We start from the raw sequence: 23,684 nt of genomic DNA, 5'->3' as shown, positions 1-23,684 counted from the left end.
ATGCTCGAATTCTTCAACGACCATACGCTGATCTCCGCCATCGTTGCACTGGTGGCCATGGCCGTCGTCTTCGGCGGCCTGCTCGGCTTTGCCGCCGTGGCCTTCAAGGTCGAGGGCGACCCCATCGTCGAGCAGATCGACCAGCTGCTGCCGCAGACCCAGTGTGGCCAGTGTGGCTATCCGGGCTGCAAGCCCTACGCCCAGGCCATCGCCGAAGGTGACGAGATCAACAAGTGCCCGCCGGGCGGCGAAAGCACCATTGCCTCGCTGGCCGACCTGCTGGGCCGCGAGGCCACGCCGCTGGATGGCGATGCCGACAACACCCCCAAGGTGGCAGTGATTCGCGAGGACGAGTGCATCGGTTGCACCAAGTGCATCCAGGCCTGCCCTGTCGATGCCATTCTCGGTGCCGCCAAGCACATGCACACCGTGATCGCCGACGAATGCACCGGCTGCGACCTGTGTGTCGAACCCTGCCCGGTCGATTGCATCGACATGGTGCCGGTCGCCACTGATGTCCGCAGCTGGCACTGGCCGCAACCGGCGGGCCCGACCCGCGACAACGCCCGCTTCAGCGGCAACCTGATCGTGACCGATGCCGCCGATTCTACTGAAACATCTGCAAGGAATGTCGCCTGATGGTTCTGTCGTTACTCAAATCCATGGTGACTTCCTCAGGTTCCGCTGCCACGGCGGAGGCTGGACACACACAGAAGGGTCAGGGCGTGCCGCGCGTGTTCGACTTCCACGGCGGTATCCATCCGCCGGAGCACAAGGCGCTCTCCAACCGCGCCCCGCTGGTGGCCGCCCCGCTGCCCCGTGAGGTGGTGCTGCCGCTCAGCCAGCATATCGGCGCGCCCGCCCAGCCGCTGGTGGAGATCGGCCAGCGCGTCAAGACGGGCGAGCTGATCGCCCGCGCCCAGGGCATGATCTCCGCCCCGGTGCATGCCAGCATCACCGGCGTGGTCACCGCCATCGAGCCACGCCAGGTCCCCCACGTCTCGGGCCTGGAAGACCTGTGCATCGTGATCAAGCGCGAGGGTGAAATCGATGAATGGGCGCGCCTGGAAGCCTGGCGCGACTGGCGTCAGCAGGAAGCCCAGGACCTGATCCAGCGCCTGCAGGACGCCGGCGTGGTCGGTCAGGGCGGCGCCGGCTTCCCCTCCGCGGTGAAAGCGCGCGTGCGTGAGCGCCACGCCATCGACACCCTGATTCTGAACGCGGCGGAGTGTGAGCCTTACATCACCGCCGATGACCTGACCATGCGCACGCATCCGGAAGCGCTGATCGAAGGGCTCGAGATTCTCGCCAGCCTGATCGGCCCCGAGTGCATCCTGATCGGTATCGAGGACAACAAGCCCGAGGCCGTCATCGCGCTGGAACAGGCGATTCGCGCCCGCCGCGCCGACAAGCGCCTGCCGCCGCTGGATTCACGCCTCGAAGTCGTGGTGGTACCGACCAAGTATCCCTCCGGCGGCGAGAAGCAGCTGATCAAGCTGCTGACGGACCGCGAAGTGCCCAGCCGTGGCCTGCCCGCCGATGTCGGCGTGGTGGTGCACAACCCGGGTACCGTGCGCGCCGTGCAGCGCGCGGTGTGTTTCGGCGAGCCGATGATCTCGCGCGTCGTCACCCTGACCGGTGAGGCGCTGCAGCACCCGCACAATGTCGAGGCGCGCCTGGGCACCTCCATCGCAGACCTGCTGCGTCTGGCGGCGCCGGCGCCAACGGGCATCGCACGTCTGGTGATGGGCGGGCCGATGATGGGCTTCACGCTCGAGAGCGACGCCCTGCCGATCATCAAGACCACCAACTGCCTGCTGGCCTCCTCTCCCGAGTCACTGCCGGCACCGGCGGTTGAGCAACCGTGCATCCGTTGCGGCATGTGCGAACAGGCCTGCCCGGCCGAGCTGTTGCCGCAGCAGCTCTACTGGTTCTCAAAGGCACGCGAGTTCGACAAGGCCGAGCTCTACAATCTGGCGGACTGCATCGAATGCGGTGCCTGCTCCTATGTCTGCCCCAGCCAGATTCCGCTGGTGCAGTATTACCGCTTCGCCAAGGGCGAGATTCGCAGCGCCCAGCACGAGGCGCGCAAGTCCGAACGCGCTCGTCACCGCTTTGAATTCAAGCAGGCGCGCATGGCGCGCGAGGAAGCCGAGAAGGAAGCCAAGCGCCAGCAACGCGCTCAAGCGGCCCAGAAGTCCGCCGCCGCTCGCGCCGATGCCAGCACCGCCGCAGACACGGCCTCGGCCTCCACAGCGACCGCTGCTGCCCAGCCGGCACCGGCCACCGACATCAAGGCCTTCAAGACGGCGCGCGCTGCGGCCAATATCGCCCTCAAGAAAGCCGAAAAAGCCCTCAAGGCAGCCCAGGATGGCGGTGAGAGCTCCGAGAGCGATATCGCCAAGCTCGAGGCCAACGTGACCGCGGCCAAGACCAAGCTTGCCAGCGCCGAGAGCGCTCTCAAGGCCGCCAGTGAGGCAAGCGAGTCAGCTGCCCCTGCGACCGCCGGCGCTTCGACAGGCGCTGCTGCTCCGGCAGCCGATCTCAAGGCACTCAAGACAGCACGCGCTGCGGCCAATATCGCCGTCAAGAAGGCCGAGAAGGCCCTCAAGACCGCCCGGGACAGCGGTGAAGGCGATATCCCGGCCCTGGAGACCAGCGTGGCAGAGGCCAAGACGAAACTGGCCAAGGCCGAAGCCGACCTCAAGGCTGCCAGCGAGTCAGCTGCCCCTGCACCGGCCAGCACTTCCTCGACAGGCGCGGCAGCCCCGGCAGCCGACCTCAAGGCGCTCAAGACGGCGCGTGCCGCCGCCAATATCGCGGTCAAGAAGGCCGAGAAGGCCCTCAAGATCGCTCAGGACAGCGGTGAGGGTGACATCACGGCGCTGGAGGCCAGCGTCACCGAGGCCAAGTCCCGTTTGGACAAGGCTGAAGGTGATCTCAAGGCGGCGACCGACGCCGCTGGCGCAGATAAAGGCCCTGTGGCTAGCGCTGCAACTGGCTCTGCTCAAACCACTGATACAGGTGCGGCTGGCTCTTCTGCCAACGCTGCTGCACCGGCAGCTACGGCACCCAGCGCCGACATCAAGGCACTCAAGACAGCGCGCGCTGCGGCCAATATCGCGGTCAAGAAGGCCGAAAAGGCCCTGGCCCGCGCCAGCGAAAGTGGCGAAGGCGATATCGAGGACCTCCAGACCCTGCTGGCCACGGCCCAGGAAAACCTGCGCGCCGCCGAAGTGCGCCTCAACAGCGCGCAAGCTGGCAGCACTGACGCGACGCCTGCCGCCAAGAACGCGGGCGAATTGATTCCCGAGGCGCCAAAGCCTGCCGCGGGTTCTGTGGGACGCGGCAGCATGGCCAGCAACGTGACGCTCTCTCAGGCCGAGATCGAGGCATCACGCGCCGAGAACCTCGCCAAGCGTCACAAGCAGGTCAGCATCGCGGTCAAGGCGGCCGAGGCGGCCCACCGCAAGGCCCAGGCGGCATTGAGCGAGGCGGATGACGAAAACCGTCAGCGCCTGGCGACCAAGGTCGACCGCACACGCCGCAATCTGGAACACGCCCGCGAGTCATTGGCCGAGGTGCAGGCACTGGTGGACGCACAATGAGTGTCCCGAGCCCAATTACCGCGCCAATGGCGACTCATCCTGAAGCACGCCTCGTGTCATTGCCCATTTACCGCAAGGATCTGACCGTCTCATGAGCCTGATGCATGCAAGCTCCCCCCATGCCCACGGGCCAACCGCCACCTCGCGCGTGATGGCCTGGGTGCTGGCCGCGACGCTGCCGGGTATCGCCGTGCTGTGCTGGCACTATGGCTGGGGTGTGCTGTTCAACCTCGTCTTCGCCTGTCTGGCGGGTGTCGCCCTCGAGGCGCTGCTGCTCAAGCTGCGTGGCCGTCCGGTCAGCTTCTTTCTCAAGGACAATTCCGCGCTGGTGACCTGCGTGCTGCTGGCGGTGTCGTTGCCGCCGCTGGCACCCTGGTGGCTGGTGCTGACCGGCGTGATCGCGGCCATCGTGGTCGCCAAGCAGCTCTACGGTGGCCTGGGCCAGAATCCGTTCAACCCGGCGATGGTCGCCTATGCGCTGCTGCTGATCTCCTTCCCGGTCGAGATGTCGCGCTGGTCGTCTCCCGATGGCTTCGCGCTTGGCTTCACTGACAGCCTGCGGCAGTTCTTCGGCGTGATCGCCACGCCAGATGCCCTGACCGGCGCCACGCCACTGGACGCCTTCCGCAACAAGGGTGAGCTTTCCAGCAGCGAATTCTGGGCAGACCCGAGCCTGCTGCCCGCCGCCAACCTGCTGGCCTGGCAGCAGACGGCCATCGCCTGGGGACTCGGCGGCCTGGTGCTGCTGGCGCGTCGCCTGATCACCTGGCATATCCCGGTGGCAATGCTGGGCAGCCTGGCGGTGATCTCCGCCATCTTCGCCTTCGTGGATGGTGAGCAGCACGCCAGCCCCCTGTTCCACCTGCTGTGCGGTGCGGCGATCTTCGGCGCCTTCTTCATCGCCACGGACCCGGTCACGGCGGCGACCTCCAACAAGGGCAAGCTCTATTACGGCGCCGGCATCGGCGTGCTGATCTACCTGATTCGCACCTTCGGCGCCTATCCAGACGCCATCGCCTTCGCGGTGCTGCTGATGAACTTCAGCGTGCCGTTCATCGATTACTACACCCAGCCACGCAGCTATGGTCACAAGAGGGCCCGTCGCGGCATCAAGCTGGAGGACAAGGCATGAGCCTGACGCCTGATCAGCCCGAACAGCAAGCCCAGGCCGCGCAGGGCCTGAAGCACACCATCGCGCGGGCCGCGCTGGGTCTGGCGGTCTTCGCTGTCGTCACCGCAGGTGTGGTCGCCGTCACCCAGATGACCACCGCCGAGACCATCGCCGACAACGAGCGTGCCGCCCAGAGCGCAGCGTTGGCCGAGATCATCCCGCCGTCGCTGCACGACAATGACCTGCTCGACGCGGCCTTCGCCTTGCCACCCTCCCAGGTGTTGGGTCTGGAGAGTGCCGATACCGGCTGGCGAGCCACCAGGAATGGCGAGACCGTCGCGGTGCTGCTGCCGGTGGTGACCGGCAAGGGTTACAGCGGCGATATCCGCCTGCTGGTCGGTATCCGTGCCGATGGCAGCGTGGCTGGTGTACGCGCCGTCAAGCACGCCGAGACCCCGGGGCTGGGCGACAAGATCGAAGCGCGCAAGTCCGACTGGATCCACGAATTCGATGACCAGACGCTCAGCTCGGTGGAGTGGAAGGTGCAGAAGGATGGCGGAGACTTCGACCAGTTCACCGGCGCGACCATCACCCCGCGTGCCGTGGTGGGTGCCGTTCGTCAGGCATTGATCTACTTCATGGCGCACCGCACGGCGCTGCTGGCAGGCGACAGCGAGACTCTGACCGCGACCCGCCGCGCCGCCAGGGCCCAGCAAGGCACGCAAGCACCCACCGCTGATGGCACACTCACGCCATCAGCGCCTTCTGAACACGGCGGAGACGACCCTCATGAGTGATATCTCGCTTGGCAAGATCAGCCGCGACGGGCTGTGGGACAACAATCCGGCGCTGGTGCAGCTGCTGGGCCTGTGCCCGCTGCTGGCCGTCACCGCCAGCGTCGTCAATGCCATCGGGCTGGGGCTTGCCACGCTGCTGGTGTTGATCGGCTCCAACGTGGCGGTATCACTGATCCGCAATCTGGTGCCTTCTGCAGTGCGCCTGCCGGCCTTCGTGATGATCATCGCCTCCTTCGTGACATGTGCCGAGCTGCTGATGAAGGCCTACACCTATGAGCTCTATCAGATTCTCGGCATCTTCATTCCGCTGATCGTCACCAACTGCGCGATTCTCGGGCGTGCCGATGCCTTCGCCGCCAAGCACCCCGTGCTGCCGGCCGCCACCGATGGCTTGATGATGGGACTGGGATTCATGGCCGTGCTGGTACTGCTGGGCGCCATGCGTGAGCTGTTCGGCCAGGGCACGCTGTTTGCCGGCATGGAACTGCTCGTCGGGCCGATGGCCGCCGACTGGCAGCTGACGATCTTCCCGGACTACTCCTTCCTGTTCCTGGTGCTGCCACCGGGCGCCTTCTTCTGCATGGGGCTGATCATCGCGGGCAAGAAGACCATCGATGAGCGACTCGAGCAGCGCCGCAAGGCAGCCAACGCCGATGCGCCCAAGGTGTCGCGTCGTGTGCGCGTGACCGGCACCATCTCCTGAGCCACGCTCACGCAGACTGTCAGCCCGATGGCTGACAGCCTGCGTCGACGACGCCCGCTCCCAAGCCCTTACCGCCGTACCCGAGATAACATGAACGCCCAGAAACGCCTCGAGATCTTCACCCGCCTGCGCAACGAGAACCCTGAGCCACGCACCGAGCTTGCCTGGTCAACGCCCTTCGAGCTTCTGATCGCGGTACTGCTGTCGGCGCAGGCAACGGATGTAGGCGTCAACAAGGCCACGGCGAAGCTGTATCCGGTCGCCAATACGCCGGAGAGCATTCTCGCGCTGGGCGTCGAGGGTCTGAAGGAGTACATCAAGACGATCGGCCTGTTCAATACCAAGGCCGAGAACGTCATCAAGACCTGCCGCATGCTGATCGAACGGCATGGTGGCGAGGTACCGCAGACCCGCGAGGCGCTGGAAGCGCTGCCCGGCGTGGGCCGCAAGACCGCCAACGTGGTGCTCAACACCGCCTTCGGCCAGCCGACCATGGCGGTGGACACGCACATCTTCCGCGTCTCCAACCGCACGCGCATCGCCCCGGGCAAGAACGTGCTGGAGGTCGAGCACAAGCTGATGCGCCATGTGCCCAAGGAGTTTCTGGTCGACGCCCACCACTGGCTGATCCTGCATGGCCGCTACACCTGCGTGGCACGCAAGCCGCGCTGCGGCAGCTGCATCATCGAGGACCTCTGCGAGTACAAGGACAAGGTCGACCTGTAACGCCACAAGACATGAGGATTTGATGTCTTCTTCATGACCAGGGGCTTGATGACTGGAACTTGATCACCGGGCGCCTGGCGAGAGCCCGTTCTCGGGTGGACTGCATGCGTGATCGTTGATTGAACATGGGCCCCGCCTCCTCGCCTATTCAACCGAGCGGCAACGTAGACTGGGAGCACAGACCGTCGCCTCAGGAACCTGCCATGACCGCACCTTCCGATGCCGGGGATCGCCGCCCTCCGCGCCCAGAAGGCTCAGACGAATCCCACCAGCCTGATGACAGCAGCCTGCACTCGCGCCTGCAGGAGATGACGTCACGTCTCGAGGCACTGGAAGCCGAGAACCACCTGCTGCGCACCCTGGTCGACACCCACCCCGACATCCTGTTCATCAAGGATGCCAAGGGACTGTTCCGCTTCGCCAATCGCACCCTGACCGACTTCTACGGCACTACGCTCGAAGACATCATCGGGCGCGACGACAGCCATTACACCGGCAACACCGAGCAGAGCCACTTCTTTCGGCGCAGCGTGGAGCAGGTGCTCAGCAGGTTCGAGCGCGAGACGGTCTTCGAGGATGCCACCGACGGCACCACCGGCGAGGTCAACCATTTCCGCTCCATCAAGCTGCCCTTCCATGACATTCACGGCCAGCCGCTCGTCGCCGTTCTGGCACACAACATCACGGCAGAAGTCCGTGAACATGAGCGCAAGACCCGCCAGATCGATCACATCTATGACACCTCGCTGGAAGGCTTCTGGGACTGGAATATCCTGACCAGTTCCGTGACGCACAATCGCCGCTGGTCACAGATTCTGGGCATCCCGGAGAGCGAGCTCAGCAACAGCCTGGAAGAATTCGCAAGCCTGCTTCACCCCGAGGACAAGCCCGAGGCGATGATCGCCATCCAGGACTGCATGGCGGGCAAGACGGCCTATTATCACCGCCACCGCATGCTGACCCGCGGTGGCGACGTCGTCTGGGTGATCGACAAGGGCGATGTCACCGAACGGGACAGCGAAGGCAATCCGCTGCGCATGATCGGCTCGATCACCGATATCACGCGTATCGTCGAATCAGAGGCCCTGCTGCACCAGCACAGCCGCTTCGACTCGCTGACCAAGCTGGCCAACCGTGCCACGCTGATCGACAGCCTGCAGCAGGCCATCATCATCACCGATGCCCGTGACACCCACGGCGCACTCATCTTCATCGATCTGGACCACTTCAAGAAGATCAACGACCTGCTGGGACATACCACCGGCGACCATCTGTTGATCGAGGTGGCCCATCGCCTGAGCTCAACGGTGCGTGACAGCGATCTGGTGGCGCGCTTCGGCGGGGACGAATTCGTCATCCTGGTACAGCCCCTGAGCCACGACCCGCAGATTGCCTGTCGCGAACTGGATGAGCTGCTGGAGCGCCTGCAGCAGGTACTCAACCAACCCTATTCGCTCACAGGCCCACAGTCGCAGCCGCTGCAGCATCACAGCTCGGCAAGCCTGGGCAGCATCATGTTCCATGATCGCCACCTGAGTGCGGAGGAGCTCATCCGGCGTGCGGATATCGCGATGTATCGCGCCAAAGAGGGCGGGCGCAACCAGACCGTCCGCTTTGACCCCAGCATGCGCGTGGAGCTTGAGCGCGCCGTACAGCTGGAGAATGACCTGCGCAGCGCCATCGAGAACGAAGAGCTGTACCTGGAACTGCAGCCGCAGTTCGATCGAGGACTCAAGCTGGTCGGTGCCGAGTGCCTGTTGCGCTGGCGACACGCCAAGCTCGGCAATATCTCGCCCTATGAATTCATTCCGCTGGCCGAAAAGAGCCAGCTGATCGACAGCCTCGGCGATTGGGTGCTGGAGCAGGCCTGCAAGCTGCTGGAGGACTGGCAGAGAGGCACCGCCTTCGCCAGGCTCTATCTGTCGGTCAATGTCAGCGTCAAGCAGCTGGACTCCCCTCACTGCGCCGGCAACGTCGCCAAGGCACTCAACCAACATACGCTTGACCCGCAATATCTGCAGCTGGAGCTGACCGAAAACGTCTTCGCCACCGACATGCCTGCCACGGTGGCACGCATGCACGAACTGCGCTCGCTGGGCCTGCGCCTGTCGCTGGATGATTTCGGCACCGGCTTCTCCTCCCTGACCTACATCAAACACCTGCCCTTCGATGAGCTCAAGGTCGACCGCAGCTTCGTCAATGATCTCGAGAACGACGAGATGAATCGCCGCATGGTGAACTTCATGGTGCAGCTGGGGCGTGAGCTGGACATGTGCGTGGTGGCGGAAGGCGTCGAGACCCCCAGGCAGCGCGAGCTGTTGCTGGAGATGGGCTGTGATGCCCTGCAGGGTTACCTGATGGACAAGCCGATGGCGATCGAGGCATTCACCGCCAGGTATCAACTCGGATGACAGCGCATCCGCGTCTTTCATGGCACACTGGGGCCTCTTTTCTGTCTGGACATCATGCGTTATGGAAGACTTCTTCAACTGGATCGGCACCCAGCTCGGTGCCGCCATTCGCTTCATCGTCGAAGGCCTGAGCGGTTTCTTCGCCAACTTCGATGATGCCCTATCGGGATTCTTCAATGGCCTGACCGGCGAGCTGGGACTTGGCACATCGCTGTTCAGCCTGCTGGGATTGGCGCTGGGGCTCTATCTGCTCTTCAAGGGCATCACGTCGCTGTTGAGAGGCTCCATCATCGGCGGACTATTGATGACCTTCATCGGCCTGACCTTCCTGGGCTGGATGATTGCCTGACGCGCGCAATGCCCCTGAAAGCGATACCCTGACGGGACTCGCGCCAGGCTCGTGACATGAAAAAGCCCCTGCCGATCGGCAGGGGCTTTTTCATGTCAGCGGCAGTCATCACCATGGCGCGACGACTGCCGCCTGTCTTCAAGGGTCAGTTCAGAGGATCAGGCCAGCGCCTTCTCTACGACTTCATACAGGTTGTTCGAGAGCTTCTCGCCACGGATACGCTCAAGCTCTGCCTTCATCAAGTCCTGACGCTTGGCATCGAAGCGCTTGTAACGCGTCAGCGGCGTGATGATGCGCGCCGCGATCTCCGGGTTCAGGCGATTGAGCTCGATGACCACATCCGCCAGCAGACGATAGCCTTCGCCATCGAGACGGTGGAAGTTGACGCGGTTCTGGCCGGCGAAGGCGCCAATCAAGGCACGCACCTTGTTGGGGTTGGTCAACGAGAAGGCCGGGTGCTCCATCAGGAAGCGCACGCGGTCCAGCACATCGGCCTGCGGACGCGTGACCTGGATCGAGAACCACTGGTCCATCACCAGCGGATCATGCGACCAGCGCTCGGCGAAGGACTTGAGCGCCGGGTCACCCAGATCAGTGCGTGAGGAGTGCACCAGCATCGTCAGCGCGGCACGCACGTCGGTCATGTTGTGGGCCGCCGCCAGCTGGGCCTGGGCCAGACGCACGCCCTCCTCATCCTCGATGCTCATCAGATAGCTGAGCGCGGCATTCTTGAGGCTGCGACGCGCCATCTGCTCGAAGGTCGGCGCGTAGTCGCCCTGCTGTGCATTGGCGTGATAGAGCGCCACGAAGTCGTCACGCAGTGCGCTGGCCAGCTGCGCCTTGGCGGTCTTGCGCGCCCAGTGTATGGCATCGACATCGACGACACTCTGCTGCTCGGCGATATAGGCCTCCGAGGGCAGCGTCAGCATCTCGGCCAGCACCGCACGATCGGAAGCCTCGCTCTGGAGCAGGAAGCGATAGGCGGCCAGCAGGCGCTCATCCAGCTGGGCCTCGTGCTCGCCACGCTGCCAGGCCGCTATCAGGTCTTCAATCGCTGCCATGGCCAGACGCTGACCGGCATCCCAGCGGTTGAAGCCATCGCTGTCGTACTGCATCAGGAAGGCCAGCTGCTCACGGCTATAGTCAAAGGCCAGCTTGACCGGCGCCGAGAAGCCACGCAGCAGCGACGGCACCGGCTCGGCATCGCCCGCAAGACCGGTGAAGACGAAGGTCTGCTCGGCCTCGGTCAGCTCCAGTACGGTTTCCGTGCCCAGCGCTTCGCCGTCGAGGGTCAGCGTGAGATCGCTGCCATCGGCGCCGACCAGCCCCATGCGCACCGGAATCACCAGCGGCAGCTTCTCCGCCTGCCCCGGCGTGGGCGGCGTGGACTGACGCAACGTGAGGGAATAGGTGCCAGCCTGGGCATCGAAGGCGCCACTGGCGGCGATGTTCGGGGTACCGGCCTGGGAGTACCAGCGCATGAACTGGCTGAAGTCGCGACCGGAGGCTTCGCTCATCGCGCTGATGAAGTCCTCGATGGTGGCGGCGCTGCCATCGTTGCGCGCGAAGTAGAGATCACTGCCACGACGGAAGACTTCCTCCCCGAGCAGATTGGCGACCATGCGCACCACTTCGGAACCCTTCTCGTAGATGGTCAGGGTGTAGAAGTTGGAAATCTCGATATAGGAGGCCGGGCGCACCGGGTGTGCGGTGGGGCCGGCATCTTCGGCGAATTGCGCGGTACGCAGCATGGCGACGTCTTCGATACGCTTGACCGGCGCCGAGTTCATGTCGGCGGAGAAGGTCTGGTCACGATAGACGGTGAAGCCTTCCTTCAGGGACAGCTGGAACCAATCACGGCAGGTGACACGGTTGCCCGACCAATTGTGGAAGTACTCATGCGCGACCACCCCTTCGACGCGCTGGAAGGCGGCGTCAGTGGTGGTATCGGGGTTGGCCAGTACGCAGGCGCTGTTGAAGATGTTGAGGCCCTTGTTCTCCATCGCGCCCATGTTGAAGTCGTTGACCGCGACGATCATGAAGATGTCGAGGTCATATTCACGACCGTAGACCTCCTCGTCCCACTTCATGGAGGCCTTGAGGGAGTTCATGGCGTGCTGGGTCTTGTCGAGATTTTCCGGCTCGACCCAGATTTCCAGAGCGACTTCACGGCCACTCATGGTGGTGAAGCTGTCGTCATGCTTGACCAGGTCACCCGCCACCAGCGCGAACAGATAGCACGGCTTGGGGTGCGGGTCCTGCCAGGTGACGAAGTGACGACCGCCCTCGCGCTCGCCACGCTCGACGGGATTGCCGTTGGAGAGCAGGATCGGGTAGCTGTCCTTGTCGGCGATGATGGTGGTGGTGAACACCGACATCACGTCCGGGCGGTCCGGGTAGTAGGTGATGCGACGGAAGCCTTCGGCCTCGCACTGGGTGCAGAACATGCCCGAGGACACGTAGAGGCCTTCCAGCGCGGTATTCGCGGCCGGATCGATCACCACCACCGTCTCGAGCTCACAGCTGGCCGGCAGGCCGGCCAGCGTCAGGTGAGTCTCGTCGAGCTTGTATTCATCACTGGCGAGCGCTCGCCCATCGACACGCACGGACTCCAGCGTCAGATGCTCGCCATTGAGCACCAGCGGCGGCGTGGCATCACTGCCCACGGCGGCATCGGGATTGGCCTCGAGGGTCAGCACGGTCGTCACACGGGTCGCGGACGGTGCCAGATCAAACGTCAGGCGGGTGTCCGGCACACGCCAGGCGGGTGCCTGATAATCGGCCAGATGAATCGCTGCAGGTTGTGACATCAAAGACTCCGCAATCAGCGCCGCGGGAGGAGACTCCTCACGGCAGGAAGACAGCGGACAGCGAGGGAGCAGACACCTCACCTGCCCGCGATGAAGCGCTCATTCGCGCGGAAGGGATTCGCCACCGACGGCAAGGTTCGCCCCCTCGCCCTTGGGCTCCGGGCGCGTTGCCAACCAGAGTGCCAGCAGCGACAGGAAGACCAGCAGCGAGACCTTGACGGCCAGCACTGACACGGTGAACAGGATGATCAACATCGAGACGGCCAGCATGCTGACCGCCATGATGCGCGCGCGCAGCGGAATGGCGCGTTCGCGCTCCCAGGCCACCAGTGTCGGCCCGATCTGGGGATGTTCCCGGATATAGCGCGCAAAGCGCGGTGAACCTCGGCTGGCACAGGCCAGCGCCAGCAGCATGAAGACGGTGGTGGGCAGCAGCGGCAGAAACATGCCAGCGAAGCCGATGCCGAAGAACAACCAGGCCAGGCCAAGCCAGCAGATACGCTTCATGCGCCGAAAGATCATCATGTCGGTTCCTCACCACCTGCGGTCACACACCGTGTGCTTCCTGCTATCAGTCAAACGCCAAGTCGTTCATGGGGAAAGTACTTTCTGACTATCCGCCTGATAGCAACTGCGTGCATGGTAACGGGCTTGCCGATATCGCGAAAGGCCACGCCCCCCGCCACGGGGGCCGTGGGCCGGTGTCTGCTGCCGGATTCGACGCCGCAGTCGGGCTGCGTTCAGTCGGGCTGCGCTCAGTCGGGCTGCGCCAACTGCCAGAGACGCATGATGGCCTCGCAGCGGTCAGCCAGCAGCTCCGAGGTGCGCGCCAGCGCCTGCTCAAGCGGCATGGCACTGTCACACAGCGTGAAGACGGCACTGACCCCCTCATCATGGGCGGCTTGCCAGCCCTCGGCCAGTCGCCCCGCCAGCACGATGGCGGGCACCCCGGCGGCTCGCGCGGCTCGCGCCGCACCGATGGGGGTCTTGCCGCCCAGGCTCTGGCCATCCAGGCCGCCTTCCCCGGTGATCAGCAGATCACAGCCCGCCAGACGTTCGCTCACGTTGAGGCGCTCCATCACCAGCTCGATGCCCGGACGCAACTCGCCGTTCAGCCAGGTCGCCACCGCGTAGCCCATGCCGCCTGCGGCTCCTGCTCCGGCCAACTGCTGCTGGTCTTCGCCCAGCACTTCAGCGCTCAGGCGCGCGAAGTGGGCCAGAGCCGCATCCAGCTCCTCGACCACCGCGGCATCGGCGCCCTTCTGCGGGCCGAACACGGCGCTCGCGCCGCGCGGGCCACACAGAGGGTTGTCGACGTCGACCGCGGCAGACACCTTGAGGTTGGCCAGGCGTGGGTCCAGCGCACTGACGTCCAGACTCGCCAGACGCGCGAGGGCCGCGCCTCCCGCGGGCAGCTCTTCCCCCTCAGCGTCGAGCAGACGCAGCCCGAGCGCACGCAGCATGCCGCTGCCGCCATCGTTGGTAGCACTGCCGCCCAGCGTGACGATCAGCCGCTCGGCACCGGCGTCCAGCGCCGCCAGGATCAGCTCGCCTACGCCATGCGTATCGGCGACACGCGCGTCGCGCTCTTCAAGGCTGACCAGATGCAGACCACTGGCTTCGGCCAGCTCGACGATGGCCGTGCGGCTACCCGGCTGCCAGCCCCACTGGGCGGTGACGTCGCGCCCGAGCGGATCACGCACCTGAGCGCTGCGCGCCTCGATGGGGTCTGCTTCACTGGCCGCCGCCAACAATGCCGCCAACGTGCCCTCACCGCCATCCCCCAGCGGGCAGAGGTCGATCTGTGCCTCGGGCAGCACCCGGCGAACACCACGCGCCATGGCCTCGGCGGCATCACTGGCTGCCAGCGCTTCCTTGAAGCTGTCAGGGGCAATCAACAGGCGCGGCGAACCAGCAGAAGCGGAGGCAGCAGAAGCAGAGACAGTCATGCAGACATTCCTTGTCGAAGGTGAAGGAGCGAATGGGGTGACTCAGCACAAGATTCCCTCATGATACGCCGTCATTGGTGCCATGCAGCAGCCTGAAACGCAAACTGCCACCCGTCGGTCTCCCGAGGGTGGCAGCGGCAGCACTGGCTGACAGGAGTGCTTACTTGACCAGACGCGTCTCGGTGGGCGCCAGCGTGACCTTGCCTTCACGCTTCAGATGGCCGATGGCGCGCTTGAAGTTGGCCTTGCTGGCACCGAAGGCTTCGCTGATGGCTTCCGGTTCGCTCTTGTCGCCTAGCGGCAGTACGCCCTGGCTGGCTTCCAGCGCAGCCAGAATGCGGTCCGCCAGCTGCTGATGGCCAGCCGGGCCCGGCGCCTGCGGCGTGAGATCGACATTGCCGTTGCCGTCATTCTTCAACACCCACAGACGCAGACGGTTGCCGATGCGCAGACGCGTGAAGATCCGGTCGTGGTGCACCAGGCCCCAATGGGCGTTGTCGATGATGATCTTCATGCCCAGGTCGGTGCGGGCAGCGACCAGACCGGAGACTTCCTGGCCCACCGCGTAGGTGGCCGGCGTCTTGTCGAGCCAGCGATCCAGGCGCATCGAGGCCACCATGCGGTCACTGTGCTTGTCGAGACCGACGTGCACCATGGCGAACTGACCGGCCTTGAGCTCACGCTTGCGCTCGCCGTAGGGCAGCAGCAGATCCTTGCCCAGGCCATTGTCGAGGAAGGTGCCGATGTCATTGACCTCGACCACCTTGAGCGCGGCGAATTCGCCGACCATGGCACGCGGATAGCGCGTGGTGGCCAGCAGGCGGTCTTCATCATCCAGGCTGACGAAGACTTCGACTTCGTCACCGATGTCGGCCCCCGCCGGAATGAAAGGTGTCGGCAGCAGGATTTCCCCGCGATCCCCACCATCGAGGAAGACGCCGAAGCCGACCCGCTTGGTGATCGTCAGGGTGTTGCGCTGGCCGATAGCGAGCGGAGCAGACATATAACCTCTCTTTGCGCGTTGGCGGGTGCCGTAGCGGCCCGCATGGCGCAGATATCACGTACGAATAGGGTGAAACGCTTTGAAAGCGACGCGTCCGGTCGTCTCGAGTGATGCACCGGGCTGGACAAGCGTAGCCCCAGCAACGAGACATGACGCTTTCAAAGCGAATCCGTTGAGCCAGAAAACATGCGAGTCAGTGACTCTCACGAAACCGCAAATCAGCGAGTCAAACGAATACAGCACCGCACGCCGATAGCGAACGGTGCTGATAATGGCGACCGCCAGTCACTTGAGCGCTGGATCAGTCGCGGAAGTTGTTGAACTGCAGCGGCAGATCGATACTCTCATCGCCCTTGAGCAGTGCCATGGCGCCCTGCAGGTCGTCACGCTTCTTGCCGGTGACGCGTACCTTCTCGCCCTGGATCTGCGCCTGGACCTTGAGCTTGGCATCCTTGAGCGCCTTGACGATCTTCTTGGCGGTCGGCTGGTCCAGCCCCTGACGCAGCACCAGCTGCTGACGGGCACGCACACCAGCGGTGTCGGCATCCTTCTCTTCCAGACAGCGCACGTCGATGCCACGCGCGATCAGACGGCCCTTGAGCAGTTCGACCATCTGACGCAACTGGAAGTCGGCATCGGCTTCCAGATTGACGTTCTCTTCCTTCTCGAGTTCGAAGCTGGCAGTCACGCCCTTGAAATCAAAGCGCGTCGCGAGTTCGCGATTGGCCTGATCGACGGCATTCTGAACTTCGTGCTTGTCGAGTTCGGAGACAATATCGAATGACGGCATGGGAGCGATTCCTTTGAAGCCATGAAGAATAAACAGCGCATCCTAGCCCATGGGGGCCACGCGCGCCATGCCCCCGGCTCAGGCGGCGCCGGCATTCACCGTCGAGGGCGGCCCCCAGTGCGCTTCACCGGCCTCATCGGCCGCGAGTTTCTCAGCCACTGGCGCCGGCGAATCTACCGTCAGTGCCTTGCGCATCTTCCAGGCGGCGGCCCCATCGGCATAGTAATCGCGCAGGCGACCACACTTCTCGAAGCCGTGTCGCTCGTAGAGCGTGATCGCCGCGCCATTGCCGGTATGCACCTCAAGATCGAACTGCGTACAGCCCTGGGCGATGGCCAGCTGCTCAAGCGTTGTCAGCATGCGCTGGGCAAGGCCTCGGCCACGCGATTCCGGGTGCAGGCAGAAGGAGTAGAGTCGCGCCCGGCGTGAATTGCGCCGAAACAGTACGGTGCCGTAGCCAAGCACACTGCGCAGCGGCGTAGCGTCATCACGCTCGACGCTACCGTCTGGCCATAGCGCGGCCATGACATCGTCCACCGCCGCTGTGGATGGGATGACATCGTCATCGGGCTGGATGATCACCAGGGTACGGGCATGGGCACGCAGTATTAGGTGGGACAGCTGACGACGACTGAACCAGTCGCTGTCGAAACTGACTTCCTCGAGCTCTACCAGAGCGTCGAGATCGGCCCGGATGGCCGGGCGCAGAATGGGGGTCATGGTGCAGGCTCTCCCGCCTGTCAGCGCCCTGACGCTGCTTGATGTTCAGCGTGTCGCGGGGCGGTAGCAATGCGCTGCATTCTGGGCATGCAGAAGCGTCTTGTCTTGGTCTCTTTGCATGAAATTATTTCACTTTCCAGCCTATTGCGATGACGGGGATTGTTTCTCATGATGCGCGGACTCGGCACCGCTTCGGTGCCCGCCTTGCGAGGCTTCGCAATGTCCCGCCTGCGTATCGTGGTTGACCGTGTTTCTGACTGGCGCGCCTTCTATCCCAGTGATGATGTCATCAGCGCCCATGACTTTCTTTCCGAACTCTCAAGCGATGCGCCAGCCCAGCGCGCCGACGATGCACCGCAGCCCGCCACCCACGTCATCAATCTGTGTGGCGGGCTGGATTACCTGGGCATCGGCTATTACGTCTCGCTGCTGGCCCAGGCGCGCGGTCAGAAGGCGTTGCCGTCAGTGGAAACCCTCAATCAGCTGTCACGCAAGTCGCTGATCGACATGGAGCTGGGCGGCATCCGCGTGCTGCTCGAGGAGCTGACCCGCAAGGGCGCACTGCCCGCCCCGCAAGGCGTGCTGCATGGAGCTGGCAAGCCGCCGCGACTCGACCTGCTGCTGACCTTCGGCGAGAGCGCAGACCCCGCGCTTGCGCGTCTCGCACGCAAGCTGTTCGAGCGTCTGCCCTGCCCGCTGCTGGAGGTGCGTCTTGAAGGCCGTGGCGATCATTGGGTGCTCAAGCGAGTGCGCCCGCAATCCCTGAGCCACCTGGCAACGGCGGATGAAGACCGCTTCGCCCAGGCGCTCAATCGCCATTCGCGCAAGGTGTGGCGCACGCCCAAGGCACGCCGCCATTACCGCTTCGATCTCGCCATGCTGGTCGATCCCGACGAGGCGCTGCCACCGTCCAACCGGACCGCACTCAAGCACTTCATCCGCGAGGGGCGCCGACTGGGCATCGATGTCAGTCTGATCACCAGACGCGACGAGGGCCGCCTGGCCGAGTTCGATGGCCTGTTCATCCGCGAGACGACCAGTCTGGATCACCACACCTATCGCATGGCCAAGCGTGCCGAGCATGAAGGGCTGGTGGTGATCGATGACAGTCAGTCGATCCTGCGCTGCACCAACAAGGTCTTCCTGCATGAACTTCTCAAGGCACGCGGCCAGAGTGCACCGCAGGGTCGCCTGATCCATCGGGGCGAACTGCGCCAGCTGGCCGAGCGCGGTCAGCACATGCGCTACCCGCTGGTGATGAAGGTGCCGGATGGCGCCTTCTCCCGTGGCATCGTCAAGATCGATGGCCCGGAGACGCTGGTGCGCGAAGCCGAACGGCTGTTCCAGGATTCCGCCCTGCTGCTGTTGCAGGAGTGGCTGCCGACCGAGTTCGACTGGCGCATCGGCGTGCTCGACGGCAAGCTGCTGTTCGCCAGCCGCTACTACATGGCACGCGGCCATTGGCAGATCTACGACCACAGCGGCGCGCGCACCCGCTCCGGCGGCTTCGCGACAGTCGACCCGAGCGAGGTGCCAGCGGCCGTGATCAAGGCGGCCCTGAAGGCGACCCGCCTGATCGGCGATGGCCTCTATGGCGTCGACTTGAAGCAGCTGGAGGACCGCGTGGTGGTCATCGAGGTCAACGACAACCCGAATCTGGATGCCGGCGTCGAGGATGCGGTGCTGGGACGCGAGCTCTACCGGCGCGTGATGCAGGTCTTTCTGGCCCGCATGCAGGCGCGCCGCCAGCCCGTACTGGGCTGACACGCCCCGAGCCTGCAAGCCTGTAGCAAGAAGCGAGAAACCAGAAACCAGAAACCAGAAACCAGAGGCACAGAAACGACAGCGCCCACCTCCGTGAAGGAGGGTGGGCGCTGTCGTGTGTGCGGTGCTGTGCTCTTGGCTATGGCTCAGCCGCGGCTCATTGCTCGCCGAGCTGGGCCTCGATCTCATAGCCGGTGAACTTGCGCAGGTTGATCACGCCGCTGTCGAGAATCAGATACTGACCCTTGAGCCCTTCGAGTACGCCTTCCACCACTGGCGTCTTGTCGAAGTTGAACGAGGTGACCTTGCTCGGCGCGGTGCGCACCGGAAACTCGAAGGCCAGCGCCGTGGTGTCCAGCACCCGGATGGCGCCTTCGCCGCAATGCGCCTGCAGCGCTGCCAGGCCTTCTGACATCTGGGCCAGCAAGGCGTCCCGCTCGGCTTCCAGATCCAGCTCGGCCACATCGCCCTTGAGCATCGCCCGCCAGTTGGTGCGGTCGTTCAGCGCCTGCTTGAACAGCACCTCGACCAGCCCCGACTGCAGGCGATTGGACACCTCGACGATGGGCAGCGCCTGGATGGCGCCCTGATCGAACCAGCGCGTCGGCATCTGGGTCTTGCGCGTGATGCCGACCTTGAGGCCGGAGGAGTTGGCCAGATAGACGATATGCGGCTGGAAGCAGTGTTCCTCGCCCCACTGCGGATCACGGCAGGTACCTTCGGCGTAGTGACAGGTCTCCGGCTTCATGATGCAGCCATCGCACTGCGGCAGCTTGCGAAAGCACGGATAGCAATGCCCCTGGGCGAAGCTCTTCTTGGTCTTGCGACCACAATGGCTGCAGTGGATCTGACCAGTGAAACTCAGGCGCACCTTGTGGCCGATATAGGCATTCAGCGGCTGGGTGATCTCGCCCAGGCGCAGGCCATAGCTGGCCGCCAGCGGCTCCCGCGTGACCGACGGCGCCTCGAACGAGGTATCGATCGCAAGCGCTTCACCGACAGGCACGATGGACATCTTGCGGATGTTGCCACTCAGCGTGATAGGCGCCACAGCTTGGGCACTGACGTCCTGAGCCGTGCCAGAGGCCTCATCCGCGCTCAGGGCATCATCCAGCGTCAGTTGACCCACTTGATCTGCTCCGGCTCATCGCTTGCGGCGCTGTCATCATCACGCGGCCCACAGGTGCCGTTGTCGATGAAGCCGACACGCGACTCGACAGGCACGTTGTTGTGCGCTTCGTACTTGATGACGGCTTCCATGCACAGCTCGACCTGCTCCTGGGTCAGCACACGGCCATCCGGCCATTTGCGCAGCTGCATGGACTGCTTGAGGCTCTCGTAGATGGTCGGCGTCATCTGCTCGATCATGCCGTCAAAGGACATGTTGCTCATCACATACTCTCCTGATGCGGGTCCACGACTGCCGAAGGCGGGCCATCGGAGTCACTGGGGATGGCCGCCATTCTAGCATTGTCATTTAGCGCAGTGTCATTTCCAGAGGTGTCATCCCTAGGGCCGAATCGCCAACGCTCAGCCTGCGCTGCGTCTGGGGAGCAGCCAGCCCAGCAGCAGGCCGGTCAGCAGGCCGCCAAGATGGGCCTCGTTGGCAATGGTGCCAAGGCCGATGGCACTCGAGAGCGGCGTCATGCACAGCACCAGATAGATCAGCATGAAGATCATCAGCGAGCGCTGCATCTCATAGCCCAGCGCCGGGCGGCGGCGCGCAGCGATGAAGACATAGCCGATCACGGCGAAGTCGATCCCCGACAACCCGCCGAACAGTACGCTGCCGGTGGCATATTGCGCCAGATTGGCCGCCACGCCGCTCAGCACCACGACCAGCGCGAAGCGCCAACCACCATCGATGGCCTCGATCTGACGCCCGAACACCCACAGCCACAACAGGTTGAACACCAGGTGCAGTACCCCGAAGTGCATCAACGACGGCGACCAGAGCCGCCACCACTCCCCCGCCAGCGTCACGGACAGCGGCTCGGGTGCGATGTGCTGACTGCCGACAAGCTCGAAGGGCACGATGGCCAGCCATTCGAAGACCGCCGCCTGGCCCAGCGCATACTGGAACATCACTGTGATACAGCAGGCCAGACCGACCAGCCAGGTCAGCGGCGTCTGGCGCATCAGGGCGATGAGGGACTGAGAACTGGCGGTACCACGCGTCGCGGCGCCTGCGGAGGCATCCCGCAACGGCTCACCGCGTGACTGGCGCTCGAGCATCGCGATGACGCGCGGCAGTTGCTCGGGGTCAGCCAGCCACAGCTCCTGGCCGCCCTCGTGGCTCTCGGCATCCTCGTCAGACGCAGCCTCTGTCGGGCGAGCCTGGCTCAGGGTGATCTGGTGACCGATCTTCTCGGCCCACAGGGCTTCACGCAGGGGGCGGCTGTCGAAGGATTCGGGCAGCGTCAGAACCTTGAACATATATGCCTCTGAAGATGACACGCGACTGAACAGACTCAGTACACGTTGATAAACAAGGAGAAGTCAGACCAGCCTGCGAAAAGCTACCACAGCGCCGCAGTCGTCTGGGCTTTGTGACAGACATAAAAAAAGCCCGGTGGGGGGCACCGGACTGAGCAAGGATCATTCAAGGGAACACTTACTCAGAGTGCGCAATCGGGCTTTGGTTCACTGACATGTGATTGTAAAAAACAATCATCATCCATCGCCAGCATCACTGACGCTATTGGGACGTGCCAACGACCAAGCCAATGACCAGTGCTATTGACTGGCGCCATTGGCCAATGACGGGTTCGACAGTGTGTCGCGGGACAGCTCTTCCGGCACGGGGCGTCGGGAAGGCTCACGCGGTACCGGCACCCACACGAAGTTGGCGGCATCCAGCGTGGCTTCGCCACTGAAGCGATACGCCACCAGGCGCCCGAATTTGACCGCGCTGTAATCCAGGCAGGCGATGTTGGGGGCCGGCAGCGCCGGCAAGCCCTCGCACCAGTAGTGTCCGAGGAACAGCGGCGGCTGCTCCGGCCCGTAGTAAGGCAGATTGGCCAGCTCCTGCTCACTCAACCAGCGTGATTCCAGTTCGCCGGGCAGGTTGTCGGGCTGGAAGACGACATCGCCGTAGGTGCGGGGCTCACGTGCCCAGAAATGCGTGCGGAAGCTTCGGCGCGTGAAGCCATCGCCGGAGTGGATCTCGACTCCTTCCGGCAAGCGCAGATTCGCGCCGCGCGTCATGCGGTCCAGCACACGATAGGCGAAGCTGTCGTGCTCGATGGACTCGTGCAGGAAGTCTTCATCGATGCAGCCATCGGGGTAGCGCTCCAGGAAGGTACGCACCAGCGGCTCGTCCCAGCAGGCGTGCACCACGCGCAGCCCACTCTGGCCATGGGCCAGCGGCGGCAGCTCCAGACACAGCGGCATGCGCATGAACCAGCGCAGCGCCTCGTCCCACTCATCGGGATGATGCTGATATTGGTCAAGCGTCTCGCGGATGATGCGATTGTGACGTGAGGTATGCGAGCGCAGGAAATCACGATGCTCCCCGCCTGCACGCGGGCGTGCGCGCCGACAATACGCCAGGGCGTTGTATTCGTGATTGCCCATCACGATCAGCGCTTCGCCGGCATTGACCATGCTGCTGGCCAGCTGCACCGCCAGGCGGATGCGCGGACCACGATCGATGATATCACCGAGAAAGATGGCCTTGCGGGTCGGGTGGCGATAGACGCCATCGACGATGTGATAGCCGAGCGTCTCCAGCAACGTCGCCAGAGTGGCGCCGCAGCCGTGTATATCGCCGATGAGATCATAGCCATCCTGTGGCGGCACGAATGCTTGCATGGTGTCAGCCTTGAGGTCATTCGCCGAGGCGATTGCTCCAACCGAGCTTGGTGCGACAGATCTCGAAATAGTTGTGCTCCAGCGGATGAATCAGCGTCAGACGCTCATTCTTGCGCCGAATCTTGAGCACATCCCCGGGCTTGGCCACCACCTGGGTCTGGCCATCGCAGCTGATATGCGGATAGGTCGAGTTGCTGGCACTGATATGCAGGATGATCTCGCTGGCCGCATCGATCACGATCGGACGACTGGAAAGGGTGTGCGGGAACATCGGCACCAAGGTGATCGCCTCGAGGCGCGGGTGCACGATGGGGCCGCCGCCGGACAGCGCATAGGCGGTCGAGCCGGTCGGCGTGGCGACGATCAAGCCATCCGAGCGCTGGGAATAGACGAACTGGCCATCGATGAACAGCTCGAATTCGATCATGCGCGCCGCCTTGCCGGGGTGCAGCACCACGTCATTGAGGCCATCGGCCGCCCCGATGCGCTCGCCGTCACGATAGACCTCGGCCTCGAGCAGGAAGCGTTGCTCGCTGAGATAGTCGCCGCCCAGCACCTCGGCCACCTTCTCCTCGAGCTCATCGGGGCGAATGTCGGTCAGAAAGCCGAGTCGCCCACGATTGACCCCGAGCACTGGGGTACCGCTGCGGCACAGCGCACGTGCCGCCCCCAGCAGGCTGCCGTCACCGCCGACCACGATCACCAGATCACACTGCTCGCCCATCTGACGGCGGCTGGCCACCTGCAGACCGTGGTCCAGCAGCAGCGTGGCAGTGCGTTCCTCGATCACCATGGCCAGGCCACGGGAATCCAGAAAGCGAATCAAGCGCTTGAGCGTATCCACCACCTGGGCACTGCCCAGTCGGCCAATCACGCCGATCGTATTGAATTGCTGCTTCATCACGCCTCCCAGGCTGTCATGCCGGCCATTATGCGGACTCACCGCGCGAGCAGCAATGCAGCCGCGCCGCGCTTTTCCCATCAGATGTGAGGTGACCGGCTGACGCCACGCCCAGACACATTTGAAAACCGGCCGCGAACATCCAAGGTGGGAAGCGGGACGTTACCTGACTATCCCCCCGCAATTGACGCACCGCCATCCCGAGTGTCACGGGCATTGATTCTTTCCC

The 23,684-nt window shown here is 64.0% G+C and carries 20 protein-coding genes; 9 read left to right on the top strand and 11 right to left on the bottom strand.

The window, feature by feature from the left end:
* The 8 genes from rsxB (at nucleotide 1) to QQF40_RS12385 (ending at nucleotide 9,705) form a co-directional block, all read left to right on the top strand.
* Nucleotides 1-639 (top strand): electron transport complex subunit RsxB, encoded by a 639-nt coding sequence (gene rsxB / locus QQF40_RS12420; protein ID WP_285461509.1) that lies wholly within the window; start codon nucleotides 1-3, stop codon nucleotides 637-639.
* Nucleotides 639-3,608, top strand: a complete 2,970-nt coding sequence (rsxC, locus tag QQF40_RS12415; protein WP_285461508.1) for an electron transport complex subunit RsxC — start codon at nucleotides 639-641, stop codon at nucleotides 3,606-3,608. Before rsxB ends, rsxC begins: the two co-directional genes overlap by 1 nt.
* 91 nt (nucleotides 3,609-3,699) lie before the next feature.
* Nucleotides 3,700-4,740, top strand: coding sequence for an electron transport complex subunit RsxD (gene rsxD, locus QQF40_RS12410; RefSeq protein WP_285461507.1), 1,041 nt, complete (start codon nucleotides 3,700-3,702; stop codon nucleotides 4,738-4,740).
* Nucleotides 4,737-5,516, top strand: coding sequence for an electron transport complex subunit RsxG (rsxG, locus tag QQF40_RS12405; protein WP_175089429.1), 780 nt, complete (start codon nucleotides 4,737-4,739; stop codon nucleotides 5,514-5,516). Before rsxD ends, rsxG begins: the two co-directional genes overlap by 4 nt.
* Nucleotides 5,509-6,219: an electron transport complex subunit E gene (locus QQF40_RS12400; RefSeq protein WP_175089428.1), complete on the top strand. Its 711-nt coding sequence runs from the start codon at nucleotides 5,509-5,511 to the stop codon at nucleotides 6,217-6,219. The genes rsxG and QQF40_RS12400 overlap by 8 nt, the downstream gene beginning before the upstream one ends.
* A gap of 90 nt (nucleotides 6,220-6,309) precedes the next feature.
* A complete protein-coding gene (nth, locus tag QQF40_RS12395) occupies nucleotides 6,310-6,945 on the top strand; it encodes an endonuclease III (protein WP_043334098.1) in 636 nt (211 codons plus the stop codon).
* 203 nt (nucleotides 6,946-7,148) lie between these two features.
* Entirely contained in the window at nucleotides 7,149-9,356 is a 2,208-nt protein-coding gene (locus QQF40_RS12390) for an EAL domain-containing protein (protein WP_285461506.1), read from the top strand.
* Nucleotides 9,357-9,417: 61 nt separating this feature from the next.
* On the top strand, nucleotides 9,418-9,705 hold the full coding sequence (locus tag QQF40_RS12385) for a hypothetical protein (protein ID WP_175089424.1): 288 nt from the start codon (nucleotides 9,418-9,420) through the stop codon (nucleotides 9,703-9,705).
* A 158-nt stretch (nucleotides 9,706-9,863) separates the two neighbouring features.
* Here the strand turns inward: QQF40_RS12385 and pepN are convergent, their stop codons facing one another.
* The 6 genes from pepN to QQF40_RS12355 form a co-directional block, all read right to left on the bottom strand.
* Nucleotides 9,864-12,515 (bottom strand): aminopeptidase N, encoded by a 2,652-nt coding sequence (gene pepN / locus QQF40_RS12380; RefSeq protein ID WP_285461505.1) that lies wholly within the window; start codon nucleotides 12,513-12,515, stop codon nucleotides 9,864-9,866.
* A 99-nt stretch (nucleotides 12,516-12,614) separates the two neighbouring features.
* Entirely contained in the window at nucleotides 12,615-13,040 is a 426-nt protein-coding gene (locus QQF40_RS12375; protein WP_254627065.1) for a YbaN family protein, read from the bottom strand.
* A gap of 230 nt (nucleotides 13,041-13,270) precedes the next feature.
* A complete protein-coding gene (locus QQF40_RS12370; protein ID WP_285461504.1) occupies nucleotides 13,271-14,464 on the bottom strand; it encodes a glycerate kinase in 1,194 nt (397 codons plus the stop codon).
* Between the two features lie 160 nt (nucleotides 14,465-14,624).
* Entirely contained in the window at nucleotides 14,625-15,467 is an 843-nt protein-coding gene (locus QQF40_RS12365) for a CvfB family protein (RefSeq protein WP_175089419.1), read from the bottom strand.
* Nucleotides 15,468-15,768: 301 nt separating this feature from the next.
* Nucleotides 15,769-16,257: a YajQ family cyclic di-GMP-binding protein gene (locus tag QQF40_RS12360; protein ID WP_175089418.1), complete on the bottom strand. Its 489-nt coding sequence runs from the start codon at nucleotides 16,255-16,257 to the stop codon at nucleotides 15,769-15,771.
* Between the two features lie 78 nt (nucleotides 16,258-16,335).
* Nucleotides 16,336-16,977, bottom strand: coding sequence for a GNAT family N-acetyltransferase (locus QQF40_RS12355; RefSeq protein WP_285461503.1), 642 nt, complete (start codon nucleotides 16,975-16,977; stop codon nucleotides 16,336-16,338).
* A gap of 168 nt (nucleotides 16,978-17,145) precedes the next feature.
* Between QQF40_RS12355 and QQF40_RS12350 the strand changes: the two genes are divergently transcribed.
* Complete coding sequence (locus tag QQF40_RS12350; RefSeq protein WP_352230737.1) at nucleotides 17,146-18,741, top strand: RimK family ATP-grasp domain-containing protein; 1,596 nt, start codon at nucleotides 17,146-17,148, stop codon at nucleotides 18,739-18,741.
* 157 nt (nucleotides 18,742-18,898) lie between these two features.
* Here the strand turns inward: QQF40_RS12350 and QQF40_RS12345 are convergent, their stop codons facing one another.
* The 5 genes from QQF40_RS12345 to QQF40_RS12325 form a co-directional block, all read right to left on the bottom strand.
* Nucleotides 18,899-19,870: a DUF2797 domain-containing protein gene (locus QQF40_RS12345; RefSeq protein ID WP_285461502.1), complete on the bottom strand. Its 972-nt coding sequence runs from the start codon at nucleotides 19,868-19,870 to the stop codon at nucleotides 18,899-18,901.
* On the bottom strand, nucleotides 19,858-20,133 hold the full coding sequence (locus QQF40_RS12340; RefSeq protein WP_175089415.1) for a YeaC family protein: 276 nt from the start codon (nucleotides 20,131-20,133) through the stop codon (nucleotides 19,858-19,860). The genes QQF40_RS12345 and QQF40_RS12340 overlap by 13 nt, the downstream gene beginning before the upstream one ends.
* Nucleotides 20,134-20,271: 138 nt before the next feature.
* Nucleotides 20,272-21,177 (bottom strand): rhomboid family intramembrane serine protease, encoded by a 906-nt coding sequence (locus tag QQF40_RS12335; RefSeq protein WP_285461501.1) that lies wholly within the window; start codon nucleotides 21,175-21,177, stop codon nucleotides 20,272-20,274.
* Nucleotides 21,178-21,477: 300 nt separating this feature from the next.
* Nucleotides 21,478-22,554 (bottom strand): metallophosphoesterase, encoded by a 1,077-nt coding sequence (locus QQF40_RS12330; protein ID WP_285461500.1) that lies wholly within the window; start codon nucleotides 22,552-22,554, stop codon nucleotides 21,478-21,480.
* Nucleotides 22,555-22,570: 16 nt separating this feature from the next.
* The gene (locus tag QQF40_RS12325) at nucleotides 22,571-23,455 is read right to left on the bottom strand and encodes an NAD(+) kinase (protein WP_175089409.1); all 885 of its coding nucleotides are present in this window, start codon (nucleotides 23,453-23,455) and stop codon (nucleotides 22,571-22,573) included.
* Nucleotides 23,456-23,684 lie beyond the last annotated feature (229 nt).

Source organism: Cobetia sp. LC6 (assembly GCF_030264805.1).
In the GTDB taxonomy this organism is placed as follows: Bacteria; Pseudomonadota; Gammaproteobacteria; order Pseudomonadales; family Halomonadaceae; genus Cobetia.
The sequence above is the reverse complement of the archived record's forward strand: the minus strand, read 5'-3'. Positions and strand labels throughout refer to the sequence as shown.